This is a genomic window from Bacillus sp. AM1(2019) (assembly GCF_009906915.1).
In the GTDB taxonomy this organism is placed as follows: domain Bacteria; phylum Bacillota; class Bacilli; order Bacillales; family Bacillaceae; genus Bacillus; species Bacillus velezensis.
Map to the genome: position 1 here is coordinate 2,375,824 of NZ_CP047644.1, position 13,091 is coordinate 2,388,914.

General features: G+C 48.4%; 13 protein-coding genes. 1 reads left to right on the plus strand and 12 read right to left on the minus strand.

The annotated features are described in order from the left end of the window. Positions 1 to 63 precede the first annotated feature (63 nt). The 11 genes from dinG to GNE05_RS11760 form a co-directional block, all read right to left on the minus strand. Entirely contained in the window at positions 64 to 2,850 is a 2,787-nt protein-coding gene (gene dinG / locus GNE05_RS11710) for an ATP-dependent DNA helicase DinG (RefSeq protein WP_103526785.1), read from the minus strand. A 121-nt stretch (positions 2,851 to 2,971) separates the two neighbouring features. Next, the gene (gene panD / locus GNE05_RS11715; RefSeq protein ID WP_160182835.1) at positions 2,972 to 3,355 is read right to left on the minus strand and encodes an aspartate 1-decarboxylase; all 384 of its coding nucleotides are present in this window, start codon (positions 3,353 to 3,355) and stop codon (positions 2,972 to 2,974) included. A 1-nt stretch (position 3,356) separates the two neighbouring features. After that, positions 3,357 to 4,217 (minus strand): pantoate--beta-alanine ligase, encoded by an 861-nt coding sequence (gene panC, locus GNE05_RS11720; protein ID WP_012117844.1) that lies wholly within the window; start codon positions 4,215 to 4,217, stop codon positions 3,357 to 3,359. A 3-nt stretch (positions 4,218 to 4,220) separates the two neighbouring features. Next, positions 4,221 to 5,054, minus strand: a complete 834-nt coding sequence (gene panB, locus GNE05_RS11725) for a 3-methyl-2-oxobutanoate hydroxymethyltransferase (protein WP_007409480.1) — start codon at positions 5,052 to 5,054, stop codon at positions 4,221 to 4,223. A 244-nt stretch (positions 5,055 to 5,298) separates the two neighbouring features. Then, positions 5,299 to 6,276 carry a bifunctional biotin--[acetyl-CoA-carboxylase] synthetase/biotin operon repressor gene (locus GNE05_RS11730; protein ID WP_014418241.1) on the minus strand — a complete coding sequence of 326 codons (978 nt, stop codon included), beginning with the start codon at positions 6,274 to 6,276 and terminating at the stop codon, positions 5,299 to 5,301. Next, positions 6,261 to 7,451, minus strand: a complete 1,191-nt coding sequence (locus GNE05_RS11735) for a CCA tRNA nucleotidyltransferase (RefSeq protein ID WP_022553039.1) — start codon at positions 7,449 to 7,451, stop codon at positions 6,261 to 6,263. Before GNE05_RS11735 ends, GNE05_RS11730 begins: the two co-directional genes overlap by 16 nt. Before the next feature lie 4 nt (positions 7,452 to 7,455). Continuing rightward, a complete protein-coding gene (gene bshA, locus GNE05_RS11740) occupies positions 7,456 to 8,589 on the minus strand; it encodes an N-acetyl-alpha-D-glucosaminyl L-malate synthase BshA (RefSeq protein ID WP_020955989.1) in 1,134 nt (377 codons plus the stop codon). After that, complete coding sequence (bshB1, locus tag GNE05_RS11745; RefSeq protein ID WP_094295998.1) at positions 8,586 to 9,299, minus strand: bacillithiol biosynthesis deacetylase BshB1; 714 nt, start codon at positions 9,297 to 9,299, stop codon at positions 8,586 to 8,588. Before bshB1 ends, bshA begins: the two co-directional genes overlap by 4 nt. Continuing rightward, a complete protein-coding gene (gene mgsA / locus GNE05_RS11750) occupies positions 9,292 to 9,705 on the minus strand; it encodes a methylglyoxal synthase (RefSeq protein ID WP_003153499.1) in 414 nt (137 codons plus the stop codon). The genes bshB1 and mgsA overlap by 8 nt, the downstream gene beginning before the upstream one ends. A gap of 23 nt (positions 9,706 to 9,728) precedes the next feature. Beyond that, complete coding sequence (dapB, locus tag GNE05_RS11755) at positions 9,729 to 10,532, minus strand: 4-hydroxy-tetrahydrodipicolinate reductase (RefSeq protein WP_003153497.1); 804 nt, start codon at positions 10,530 to 10,532, stop codon at positions 9,729 to 9,731. 8 nt (positions 10,533 to 10,540) lie between these two features. After that, complete coding sequence (locus GNE05_RS11760; protein WP_003153495.1) at positions 10,541 to 10,876, minus strand: nucleotide pyrophosphohydrolase; 336 nt, start codon at positions 10,874 to 10,876, stop codon at positions 10,541 to 10,543. 142 nt (positions 10,877 to 11,018) lie between these two features. On the opposite strand from GNE05_RS11760, the gene GNE05_RS11765 reads away from it, so the two are divergent. Beyond that, positions 11,019 to 11,891, plus strand: coding sequence for a YitT family protein (locus GNE05_RS11765; RefSeq protein WP_003153493.1), 873 nt, complete (start codon positions 11,019 to 11,021; stop codon positions 11,889 to 11,891). Between the two features lie 23 nt (positions 11,892 to 11,914). Here GNE05_RS11765 and GNE05_RS11770 read toward each other — a convergent pair whose 3' ends face one another. Next, positions 11,915 to 13,090: an oxalate decarboxylase family bicupin gene (locus GNE05_RS11770; RefSeq protein WP_021494233.1), complete on the minus strand. Its 1,176-nt coding sequence runs from the start codon at positions 13,088 to 13,090 to the stop codon at positions 11,915 to 11,917. Position 13,091: the final 1 nt, after the last annotated feature.

Sequence of the window (13,091 nt, forward strand, 5' to 3'; positions counted from 1 at the left end):
ACCCGCTTTTACTATAAAAACAATTCCTCATCCCACACCACGAAAGCCGCGTTTATGCGGCTTTTATTCCGTTTGGCTGACATAAGCCCCGAGTTCGGCATCCGTCAGCTCCAAAAGAGATGAAGTCGGGAGCGCTTCAAGAAACAGCCGTCCGTAACCCGCCGTCTTTACACGCTGATCTAAAAGAACGATTGTTCCCTTGTCTCCCGCCGTACGGAGCAGGCGCCCGATCCCCTGTCTGAACGTTAACACAGCCTCAGGCAGGGAAATCGTCTGAAACGGATTTTTCCCCTGCTTCTTGGCAAATTCGCATTTTGCGGCGTGAAGCGGATTGTCAGGCGCCCTGAAAGGAAGTCTTGCGATCATGACAGTTGACAATTCATCCCCCGGAAAATCAACGCCTTCCCAGAAATGATTCGTCCCGAGCAAAATCGCCCGGCTTGCTGTTTTAAAGGTTTTCATTAATTTACCGGGACTCCCGCCCGAAATACCTTGGGCGAGAAGCTGAATGCCTGATATCTCCATACTGAGTTTCAGTTCCTGATACACTTTTTTCAGCATATCATGAGATGTAAACAGGACAAGGATCTTCGGCTGTTTTCCCTTTGACATGATTTCCGCATACTTGGCAATATGCTCAATGACTTCCCGCTCCCCGTCATATTTAACGGATTTCATCTCTTTCGGAATGATGACGTTCATCTGATCATCGTAAGAAAAAGGAGACGGGATGCTTTTGGTGCGCGGATAAAAATCCGCAAGTCCGAGCCTTTCAATCATAAATTGAAAAGACTGCTCCACCATTAAGGTCGCTGATGTGAGCACAACGCTTTTTTTGCGGGCGAAAAACTGGTCTGCCAGCATTTCACCGGGCTCCAAAGGCTGCGCATAGATGCTGACGGCATTTTTTGCGCCTTTCGCGTCAATTTCAACCCAAACTGCTTCTTTCTCATCATTTTCAAACAGCAGCCTGCTGAACGTATCGCGATATTCTTTCAGCCCCCTGATACACTTTACATATTCAGCCGCTAAAAAAGCCGCTCCGCTTTTCATCTGTTCAAGCTTTTGATGTAACAGTTTCTCCTGTACTGAAAACATGTCAAGCAGCTGATCCAGCATCGCACAAAGCCGCTCCGCTCCGTCCGTTATCATGTGAAACCCTTTATCCTGGCTTTTATGATTGAGACTATAGACGAGACGGTTCAGATCGTCTTTAGGTTTTCTTCGTTTGACAAAAGAATGCACTGAACTGAAAAATGCGTCGCTTTCCGATTGAATATGCTTCATCCACTCATCGGCGTCAAAAAAACTTTCCGCCGGCAGTTCATACGTATAAAACAGTTTTCTCATCCGCTTTAACAGTCCGTGTTCCTTTAAGGTTCCGATTCGGCTGAGCTTTGTGTGCAGTCCGATGTATGAAGCTCTCTTCCCGAGGTGCTCGCTGGCAGCGCGTTCGAAATGATGCGCTTCATCAATGATGACCGTTCCGCTTGCAGGCAGTTTTTTCGTTTCACTGCTTTGATCTGAAAACAGCAAAGCATGGTTTGTGATAATCAGATCTGCAGCCTGTGCTTTTTCTTTAGCCCGTTCATAAAACCCGGCAGCCGAGTCCTTCCCTTTTTTCAAAAAAGAATTCTCATCGTAAGCCATGCGCTCCCACAGCAATCTGCCGCCTGATGGAAGATTCAGCTCAGCGGCGTCGCCCGTTTCAGTCTCCGTCAGCCAGACGAGAAGCTGTGCTTTCGTCAAAACCGCATCATAGTTGTCATCTTCCTCATGCAGAATATGTTCAAACTTAGGCAGGCACAGATAATGTGATTTCCCTTTTAAAATAGCGGCTTTGACCGGCCAAGGAAACATACGCTCCAAAAGCGGAAGATCTTTAGACATGATCTGCTGCTGCAAAAGAGTAGAGTACGTGCTGATAATCACGGGAGTTTGTTCCGCTTTGGCAAATAAAACAGCCGGAACGAGATAACCGATCGTTTTTCCGATGCCGGGTGCCGCTTCAATCAGCGCATGCTCCCGATTGCGGAAGGCGCCGAGCACTTCATCCATCATCGAAAGCTGCCCTTTCCGCTTTTCATAGCGGGGGATGATATCGGATAAGATCTGTTCTTTTTCTTCGTTCCACTTTTCAAGGTCAATGGCCGCATTCACCGGACGGGAAACCGGAATGTGTTCGGGCTCTTTAATTGAAAAAGAGGCGTATGGAATGCAGCTCTTTTCTTCCGCCGGCCTGCTTTCATGTATAAAAGAATCCAAAAGCAGCGTCAAATCGCTGATAAAATGCTGTGAAAGCCTTCTAAGCTGCTTTAACGTCGGTAAAGGCAAATGTTTCAATTTATGTAAAATGTCTAAAAAGACCAGTCCCGTAACCTCCGCATCGCTGTCTGCGCGGTGAGGGCGGTCATGAACAATATTCAGCTCCGCGCACAACTCACCGAGCTTATATCCTTCAAACCCCGGGAAAACAATACGCGAAAGCTCAACCGTATCAAGCACTTCACAATCCGGCAGCTCATAGCCCGCTTCGCTCAGTTCATGCCGGACAAATCCGAGGTCGAAATGAATATTGTGGGCAACAAAATACGCGCCGTCAAGCAGATGAAAAATCTCCTCTGCGACCGCTTCAAACGGCAGTTCATTTTCAACCATTCCGGACGAAATTCCCGTCAGCTGTTCAATAAACGGCGGGATGACCTGATTCGGATTGATATATTTTGAAAACCGCTCAGTTATTTGTCCATTTTCAATGACAACCGCTGCGATTTGAATGATTTTATCGCCCTTTTTCGGCGAATTTCCTGTTGTTTCGACATCTATGACAACGAACCGTTGTTTGTTCATTAAAATGGACACCTCAATTCTTGCATACGAGAAAAGTGTAACACGTTTTGTTGAGAAATGGAGCCAAAAAACAGCTTTTGCCCCTAAATCTTAAAAGAAAACCCCCATGAAGGGGGCTCTTTTACAAAATCGTGTGTGCCGGCTCCTGGCCCAGCATCTGCTCGATTTTATTCTGATCATCCAGAACGGCCACCTTCGGCTGATGGCTTTTTGCTTCCTGATCAGACATCATTTGATAAGAAATAATAATGACTTTATCTCCTTCTTGGACGAGACGGGCGGCAGCTCCATTTAAACAGATGACGCCGCTCCCCCGCTTACCGGGAATAATATACGTTTCAAATCTCGCTCCGTTATTATTATTCACAATCTGAACTTTTTCATTAGCGAGCATTCCGACGGCATCTAAAAGATCTTCATCAATCGTTATGCTGCCGACATAGTTTAAATTGGCTTCCGTCACGGTAGCGCGGTGCAGTTTTCCGGCCATCATAGTGCGGTACATATTATGATCTCTCCCATTCATCAATATCAATAATGATATTATCAATCAGTCTGGCTTTAGAAAATTGGACGGCGCAGGCCAGAATGACCTTGCCGTTTAATGTTTTAAGCGGAGTCAGCTCCGGATAAGCGTACAGTTCGGCATAATCAATGACGCCGCTTGTGTTTTCGATGATATCGGTGACGGTTTTTATGACGGTTTCCGGATTTCTTTCACCGTCTCTGATCAGTTCGGCACCTTGCTGCAATGCTTTATAGATCATCGGCGCTTCTTTGCGTTCCTGCTCAGTCAGATAGACGTTGCGAGAGCTTTTGGCAAGTCCGTCTTCTTCTCTGACCGTGTCCACTGCAACCAATTCGATATCCATAAAGAAGTCCTCAATTAATCCGTCCACAACCGCTGCCTGCTGGGCATCTTTCAGACCGAAGTAGGCGCGGGTCGGTTTAACGAGATTGAAAAACTTCGTCAGCACAGTGGCCACTCCGTCAAAATGGCCGACGCGGGAGGCGCCGCACAACACGTCAGTTCTCCTTTTCACTTGCACGGCAACATTTTGCTCGCCTTTATACATGTCACTTGGAGACGGCGTAAACAAAACATCCGCCCCCGCCTGTTCTGCAAGCCGGGCATCGCGCTTTAAATCCCGCGGATATGCTTCGTAATCCTCGCCCGGTCCGAATTGAGTCGGATTGACAAAGATGCTCATCACGACAATATCGTTTTCTTTGCTTGCTTTTTCAACCAGCGTCAGATGTCCTTCATGAAGAAAACCCATTGTCGGGACGAATCCGATCGTCCGGCCTTCTGAGCGGTATTGTGCAATTAATTCTTTCAGCTGTTGAGTTTCTGTCAGTTGTTTCATCGCTTACTTTCCTCCGTACAAGCCTTGCAGCACAGTTTGGTTTATCTGAAAGGAATGCTTTTCTTCCGGGAAAACCCGTTCTTTCACATCACGGACATAATCACTGAGGGCCGACTCAATCGTGCCGTCGATTTTGGCGTATTGCTTCACGAACTTCGGTGTTCTGTCCACGCCGTGGCCGACGACGTCATGATAGACAAGGACTTGGCCGTCCGCTTTTGAACCGGCTCCGATTCCGATGACGGGAATGGATACTTCTTCTTTTATTTTAGCAGTCAGTTCAGCAGGCACGCATTCAAGCACGAGCATCATCGCTCCCGCCTGCTCGCATTTGATGCTGTCTTCAATGAGCTTTTTCGCGCTTTGCTCATCTTTTCCCTGCACTTTATATCCGCCTAATACGCCGACAGACTGCGGTGTGAGGCCTAAATGGCTGACGACGGGAATCCCGCCGAGAGTCAGCGCACGGATGGATTCGAAAACGCCGTCTCCGCCTTCCAGCTTTAACGCGTCCGCGCCGCTTTCCTGAATAATGGCCGCGGCGTTTTTCAATGTATCTTCTTTTGAAAGGTGGTAAGACATAAACGGCATGTCCGTTACGATAAACGTATTTTTCGCACCGCGTTTTACCGCTTTTGTATGGTGAATCATGTCACTGACCGTTACGCCGACTGTTGAATCGAGTCCGAGCACGACCATTCCGAGCGAATCCCCGACTAAAATCATGTCGACTCCCGCCTGTTCCGCAAGCTTTGCCTGCGGATAATCGTAAGCGGTCAGCATCACGATCGGCTCTCCGTTTTCCTTCATTTTCATGAAATCCAGTTTTGTTTTCATTCTGTTTCTCCTCCTCTAAACGGTGAGGAGATGAGCCGCCAATTCTTCGCAAGCAAAAAAGCCTTCTGTAAAATAAGAAGGATTCCCACTTGTTTAACGTTCGGCGAATGTCATCCCTCTGTCCCAGTCCTTTTTTGGATCAAGGCAGACTTTTCGTAATCTCTGTTCTGCTGATCAGGTGCAGTTCATTATGATACTGCCCATAGGAAGTATACCAAATTCACGAGGCTTGTACCAACTAAGATTAATTGAGCTCAATATCGGCAGAATAGATCTTCTTTATACCGTCTCTCGTTTCCAGGAGAAGAACTCCCTCATCATCAATGCCGAGCGATTTCCCGTAAAACGTTCCTTGCAGCGTTCTCGCTCTGAGCTCGTTCCCCAGTCCGACCGCATAGCTTTCCCATAGCAGCTTGATCGGTGTAAAGCCGTGGTTCAAGTAATCCTGATAGCGTTTTTCAAAAGTCAGCAAAATCTCTTGTATCAGACCCGCTCTGTCAATTTTTTCGCCAGCTTCCATGCTCAGGCTCGTCGCAATGTCCTGAAGCTCGCCGGGAAAATCGGCTTCCTGCTGGTTCACGTTGATGCCGATCCCGAGAATAACCGAACGGACACGGTCTTCTTCCGCCTGCAGCTCAGTTAAAATCCCGACGGCTTTTTTGCCGTGAATCATTAAATCATTCGGCCATTTAATGGCGGGCTGTATACCTGTAAAAGCCTCGATGGCCTGAACGACCGCAACGGCGGATAACAGGGTGAGCTGCGGCGTTTTTTGCAAAGGAACGTCGGGTCTCAGAATGAGGCTCATCCAAATCCCGTTTCCCTCCTGTGAATGCCACACTCTGGCCATTCTTCCTCTGCCTGCCGTTTGTTTATCGGCGACTACGAGCGTCCCTTCCGGCGCACCGTCATTGGCAAGTTCATGAGCGGTTTTTTGGGTGGACGGCAGGACGTCCCGGTAATGAAGCTGTTTGCCCAAAACCTCTGTTTTCAGCCCGAAACGGATTTCGGATTCACTGAGTTTCCCCGGTTTTTTAATGAGCCTGTACCCTTTTCGTCTGACCGCCTCAACCTCATAGCCCTCTTTGCGGAGCTCCTCTATATGTTTCCAAACGGCGGTTCTCGAGCAGCCGAGCGCGTCACTTATTTTCTGCCCGGAGATAAAGCCGTCACCCGCCTCAGAAAATAAATCAATTAATCGGGTTCTTAATGTTGATCCCATGATGCGAGCCACTCCTTTATGTCATGTTTTCGGTTAGGGAGCTTCCCTGCCAATACCGCTTCTTCGATCCGGCGAAGTTCTTCGGCCACCCATTTACCCGCGCGGCGGTTTCTGAGCTCCATCAGATCAGCGCCTGAAATGTCGAGGTCTCGAAGGCTTTTGATCGGCAGCTGATCATACAGGCTCTGAACCTCTTTCAGCTTTTGTTCATCAATCGTCTTATGCTTTTTCAGCATCCCGATTTTAACGGCTGAAAACAGCGCCTCTCCCGCCCGGTACATCGCTTCCGCTTCCAGCTGCGCCGGATAAATGCTTATGATCTGCACCGCTTTTTTTATGACTTTTCCCGGCAGTTTCCATTGTTTTAAAAGCGCCTCGGCGCTTTTCGGACAAAGACCGAGAAACAATAACAGCGCTGCCCAGCGTTCTTCGCGTGCATCTAAAGAAGAAAACGGAAATCCGCTCGCTTCAAGCATTTGCTGCTCATAACCGGAAAGGCCGGGCAGCTCTTGTATCAGACCTGTTTGCACCATCGTTTGGATCGCTTCTTGTGAGGAAGCGCCCTGCAGCAGCTTTTCAAATTCGACGGTCTTTCGTTCTACTGATACATGTGCCAAAAGCTCCCTGTCTTTTATGACGGCCTCTCTTGTTTCTTTTTCTAACAGAAAGCCGAGCTGACTCATAAAGCGGACGGCTCTCATCATCCGCAGAGCGTCTTCCCGAAAACGGTCTTCAGGATTACCCACCGTACGGATCAGCTTTTGACCGATATCATGCGCGCCTCCGAAATAATCAAGCAGCTCTCCCTCGGCAGACATCGCCATCGCATTTATCGTTAAGTCTCTCCGCTTTAAGTCTTCTGATAAAGAAGTAATGAACCGCACAGCTTCAGGGCGCCGGTAGTCCTTATATTCTGATTCGGCGCGAAAAGTGGTGACTTCATAGGTTTCATCTTCCCACAAGACGATTACGGTGCCGTGCTCTTTTCCTACATCGACAGTCCGCTTAAAGAGGCGCTCCACCTCATTCGGCGAAGCGCTGGTTGCGATGTCCACATCACCTATTTTCCGTTTCATATAGCTGTCTCTGACGGCTCCCCCGACAAAGTACGCCTGATGGCCCGCCTTCATCAGATGATGAAGGATGGGGAGGGCTTTGACAAATTCCTGTTCCATAAGATCACTCCGGTCCTGCCAATTCGTCATAAATCCGTTCATACTGACTGACGATTCTTTGCGAAGAAAAGGCGGTCTCCACCATTTTCAGCGCATGATCAGTCAATCGTTTGCTGAGCTGTTTATCTTCTAAAACGGCAAGCGCTTTTTCAGATGCCGCCTGAATATCTCCGACTTCCACCAGAAAACCGCTTACTTGATCTTTAATCACTTCCGGGATTCCGCCGATATTTGTTCCGATGCACGGCACGCCGCAGGCCATCGCTTCAAGGAGGACGAGTCCGAAACTTTCTTTTTCAGACAGAAGAAGCTTAAGATCGCTGATGGAATACAGCTCTTCCACTCTGTCCTGATTTCCGAGGAGCAGCACTTGATCCTGCAGTCCGTATTTTTCGACAAGCTGCCAAGCGACGCACTTTTCCGGCCCGTCGCCGACAAGCAGGAGCTTCGCCTTTGTGTTGGCTGCGATATTACGGAAAACGCGGATGACGTCTTTAACACGTTTTACTTTTCTGAAGTTCGAAACATGGATGACGACCTTTTCATCCGGCAAAATGCCATGCTTCTCTTTTATACTCTCTGTATTTTTCTTAAGATAAACACGTTCATCAATAAAGTTGTAGATGGTCTCAATTTTTTTATCCGGCTTGATTAAGTCATATGTTTCTCCGGCAAGCGCGGTTGATACCGCCGTCACTCTGTCGGACGCTTCGATGGCAAAACGGATTAAATCTTTTAATGACGGATCATATCCTAAAACGGTGATGTCCGTACCGTGAAGCGTCGTCACGATGCCAATGTCGCGCTTGAGCATCTGTTTGGCGAGATAAGCGCATACCGCATGCGGCAGCGCATAATGCGCGTGAATGATATCAAGATTTTCCCTCGCGGCAACCTCGGCGATTTTGCTCGCCAGCGTAAGGTCATAAGGCGGATATTTAAATACCGCGTATTGGTTGACTTCCACCTCATGAAAATGAATATTCGGATGATATGTATTTAATCTGAACGGGATGCTTGATGTGATGAAATGAACCTGGTGCCCTTTTTCCGCAAGCAGCTTGCCGAGTTCCGTCGCAATAATACCCGAGCCTCCGACACTCGGGTAGCATGTAATCCCTATTTTTAATGGTCTCATTGTCCGCCCCCAAAAACATCATCATTCAAAACGGGAAGCTGTTTTGAAAAGAAACCTTCGGCATACCCCGTCCCGGCTTCTTTACCATACAGTCTTTCCCTCGCTTCCACCATTTCGATATAACCGTTGGTCAGCGGTGTGTTCACTGACTGCGCCGTAGGAATAAACTGGCTTTGATAGGCGTGCAGGCTTTCTTTTTTCAGATCGATGGTTTCCGTTATGTCGATTACAAAGTCCGGACGGTGAAACCCGTTGATCATATAATAGTATACGCGCTGAGCCTTATGAGCCGGCAGTTCCTGGTGATCTCTGTATTTATGAATTCCCGCCGAGAACACCGCTTCTTCGACCAAAGCCGCCGCATTGCCGTGGTCAGGATGACGGTCTTTCGGATAAGGCATGAAAACGGTTTTCGGCCGGCAGGCTCTGATGACACTGACAATCCGGCGGATGCCCTCCTCACTTTTCAAAAGCCCGCGGTCGGGAAGCGTAAGCTGGATTCTCTCTTTTACGCCGAGAATTCGGGCCGCCTCTGCCGCTTCTTCTTTTCTTATCCCTACCGTTCCGTTAGATGATAGTTCGGCCTCGGTCAAATCGCATATCACCGCGGTTTTTCCTTGAGCCGTAAATTTTGCGATCGTGCCGCCCATACCGATCTCGACATCATCACTATGGGCGCCGAACGCCAGAATATCAACGTGTTCAGACATTCGGCTCTCCTCCGCGCACAAGATTGCGGAAATCAAATGCCCCGCCATCCAGCGTCCGGACGAGGATTTCCGCTGTTCCCATATTTGTGGCGAGCGGGATCGCGTATACGTCACACAGCCGGATCAGCGCCGAGACATCCGGTTCGTGAGGCTGCGCAGTTAACGGATCGCGCAGAAAAATGACGAGATCCAGGGCATTTGCTGCAATCAATGCGCCGATTTGCTGATCTCCGCCGAGCGGGCCGGATTGAAAACGTTCAACAGACAATCCGGTCGCTTCCTGGATTTTCAGGCCCGTCGTACCTGTCGCGTATAACTCATGATGGCTCAATATATCTTTATATGCGGTCGTAAACTGAACCATATCCTGCTTTTTTTTATCGTGAGCAATCAAAGCAATTTTCATTTGATGTTCTCCCCCTTGCCGATTCAGTCGATAATATTTTCGAGTCCGTATACAAGCTGGTCGATTTTCATCACTTGCTCCACTGACAGCTTCACTCCTGACATAAAGGAAGCCCGGTTATAGGAGTCATGGCGCAGTTTCAGCGTCTGGCCGTCCATGCCGAACATGACTTCCTGGTGGGCGATAAGGCCCGGCAGACGCACGCTGTGAAGGCGGATGCCGTTTAATTCAGCACCGCGGGCGCCCGGCAGAATTTCTTTTTCATCAGGATGGCCCTGCTGCTTTTCTGTACGGACGCTTGAGATCATTTCCGCTGTTTTCAGAGCCGTTCCGCTCGGGGCATCCAGCTTTTGATCATGATGAAGCTCAATGATTTCTACATCTTCAAAATAGTTGGCGGCCATTTGTGAGAACTTCATCATCAGCACCGCGCCCAATGCAAAGTTCGGAGCGATGATGGCGCCGATTCCTTTTTCTTCAGTCAAGGCTTGAAGCTCCTCTAAATCCGCTTCAGAAAATCCTGTCGTTCCCACAACGGGGCGGACGCCGTGTTCAAGAGCGGCTTTCGTATGTTTTTTGCCGATTTCAGGCGTTGTCAAATCGATCAGCACATCCGGTTTTGTTTCTTGGAAACATGCGCGGATATCCGTATAAATAAGAGCGTCTGAATCAGCTGACATCACTTCCCGCAATGTTTGCTGATCATATGTATGGTCAATGGCGCCGACAAGCTCAAAATGAGGCGTGCGGACGGCAAGTTTTACGGCCTCCTGGCCCATTCTGCCTCTCGGTCCGGCAATGACGACTTTAATGGTTTCATTTGACATGGTTTCTCCTACTTTCCTTCTTCTTTTCTAGTCCAGCGGTCTTTATCACGTGTATTAAATTTATGCATGACGCGGTTATGAGCTTCCTCCAATGAAATATCAAGGGAGTTGGCGAGGCAGATCAGGACGAACAGCACATCGCCCATTTCCTCTTCCATGCTTTTCTCATTTTCCGTCGTTTTCTTCGGCTTTTCCCCATAATAATGGTTGACTTCTCTTGCAAGTTCGCCCAGTTCTTCCGTGAGACGGGCCATCATGGCAAGCGGGCTGAAATAGCCTTCTTTGAATTGGCCGATATATTCATCGACCTCAGCTTGTAAGTCTTTCATCGTTTTGTCACTCACTGTGCGAATACCTCCTGTCATCTCTTCCATGTTAGCTAATTCAAGTACATTTGACAAATGTTAAAAACGGCAGTTTGCTGTTTTCTTTTGTATCCACTATAATATTTACGCAATCTTATGGAAGGAAAAGGGGTTTGATGCAATGCTTGGAGAAATCAGAATCAAAAACATTTGCTTTATTTTAATCGGCGCCGCTGTTTTTTCATTCGGACTGGTTCACTTTAATATGCAGAACAATTTGGCGGAAGGCGGATTTACCGGCATTACGCTGCTTTTATATGCGTTATTCCACATCAGCCCTTCTATTTCCAACCTGGTATTGAACATTCCTATCTTTTTCATCGGCTGGCGTATGCTCGGCCGGACGATGTTTGTCTATACCCTGATCGGCACCGTCTCTCTTTCTGTTTTTCTGAGTGTTTTTCAGCGCTACGAAATTCATATGCCGCTGTCCCATGATTTAGCGCTGGCCGCCTTGTTCGCCGGTGTATTTATCGGCGCGGGTCTCGGCATTATTTTTAAATACGGCGGCACGACGGGCGGGGTCGATATCATCGCCAGGCTGATCAACAAATTTTTCGGAATCCCGATGGGCCGGACGATGTTTGCCTTTGACGCCTGTGTCATTCTTCTTTCTTTGTTTACGTATCTTTCTTACAAGGAAGCGATGTACACGCTTGTAGCCGTTTTTGTCGCTGCGAGATTGATTGATTTTATACAGGAAGGCGGCTATGCCGCAAAAGGGGCAACGATTATTTCTTCGAAAAATGATTTGATCCAGCAAAAAATCATTGAAGAGATGGAGCGCGGCGTCACCGTTTTGAAAGGACAGGGATCATATACAAAAGAAGACAGGGACGTTCTTTACTGCGTCGTTCCGAAAAACGAAATTGTGCTTTTGAAAAGCGTCATCACTTCCGTTGACCCGCACGCCTTTGTTGCAGTAAGCGACGTCCATGATGTGCTCGGCGAAGGATTTACGCTTGATGAAAATAAAAATCCGATCAGACGATAATAAAAAGGCGGCTTTTGCCGCCTTTACTGTTCGTGTTTCCATTTGACAACCGGTGATTTTTTCTTTTTCAATCGGCGGGCGAATGCCGGACTGACATTGAGCGTCTGCTCGACGAAGCGCTGCGGCGTCAGTGCCAGCCATTGGTTTAAAGAGACGTCTTCGAAACGGTCGCTTTTGAAGATTTCCAGAAAGCGAAGCACGGTGTCACCGGTATTCTGAACATAATGTCCCATTGCAAAAGGAACATATCCTACGTCACCCGCTTGATAGTTAAATGTCCGCGCTCTTCCCTCCGCCGCAAACACCGTCATTTTCGCTTCTCCTGAAAGATAATACTGCCACTCGTCCGTATTCGGATGCCAATGCAATTCTCTCATGCCCCCGGGTTCGACCTCCACAAGAGCTGCGGCAATCGTTTTTGACACCTTAAACGTTTTTGAATCGACAATCTTTACTCTTCCCCCGCTGGTAACAAGGGGCTCCTGCCGGGAAAGCTTGTAGCTGAACGGCTCCAAAACGGTGCCTTCCGGGGAAGAAACTGCTGCCTGCTCGATAGGGGGAGGCGGTTCCAACTGGAACATGTAACGCTCTTTCTTGTGAATATAAGCCAACTCATAACCCGGAACACCGAAGTTCGCCTCCAGCACGCTGCGCGGGGTGTGGGCAAACCAGTCCGTTACTGAAAAGGTGCTGTTTTCTGAAAAAGAGCCGTCATCAAAGACGAGCAAAAACTCACTTCCCTGCTCTAATGCTTGAATGGAATGAGGAATGCCGGAAGGAAAATACCACAGATCCCCTTCACTGACATTATCAATAAAATTCCGCCCATTTTGATCGACCGCAGTTAAACGGACTCCTCCGTTAATCACATATCCCCATTCGGCTTCTTTATGCCAATGAAGCTCCCGCACAGCTCCCGGCTTCAGTCTCATGTTCACCGCCGCGATGTTTTTGGATACCGGCAGTTCCCTTACCGTCACCTCTCTGGACCATCCTCCGTCTTCAAGCCTCATATGCGTATCAGAAAATGAGAATTTCAAATTTTGAACCGTTCCTGCATCCGTTGAAGGCGGAACGAGCATGTCAGGATTCTGGAAGTCACGCGCGAGGTTTCGCGGTCCTTCGTCAGTCGCCCCTTTTCTGCCTCTGATCGGCTGCGGGAGGTGTTTTGAAGCCAATTGCTGGATGAGTTTTTTCACT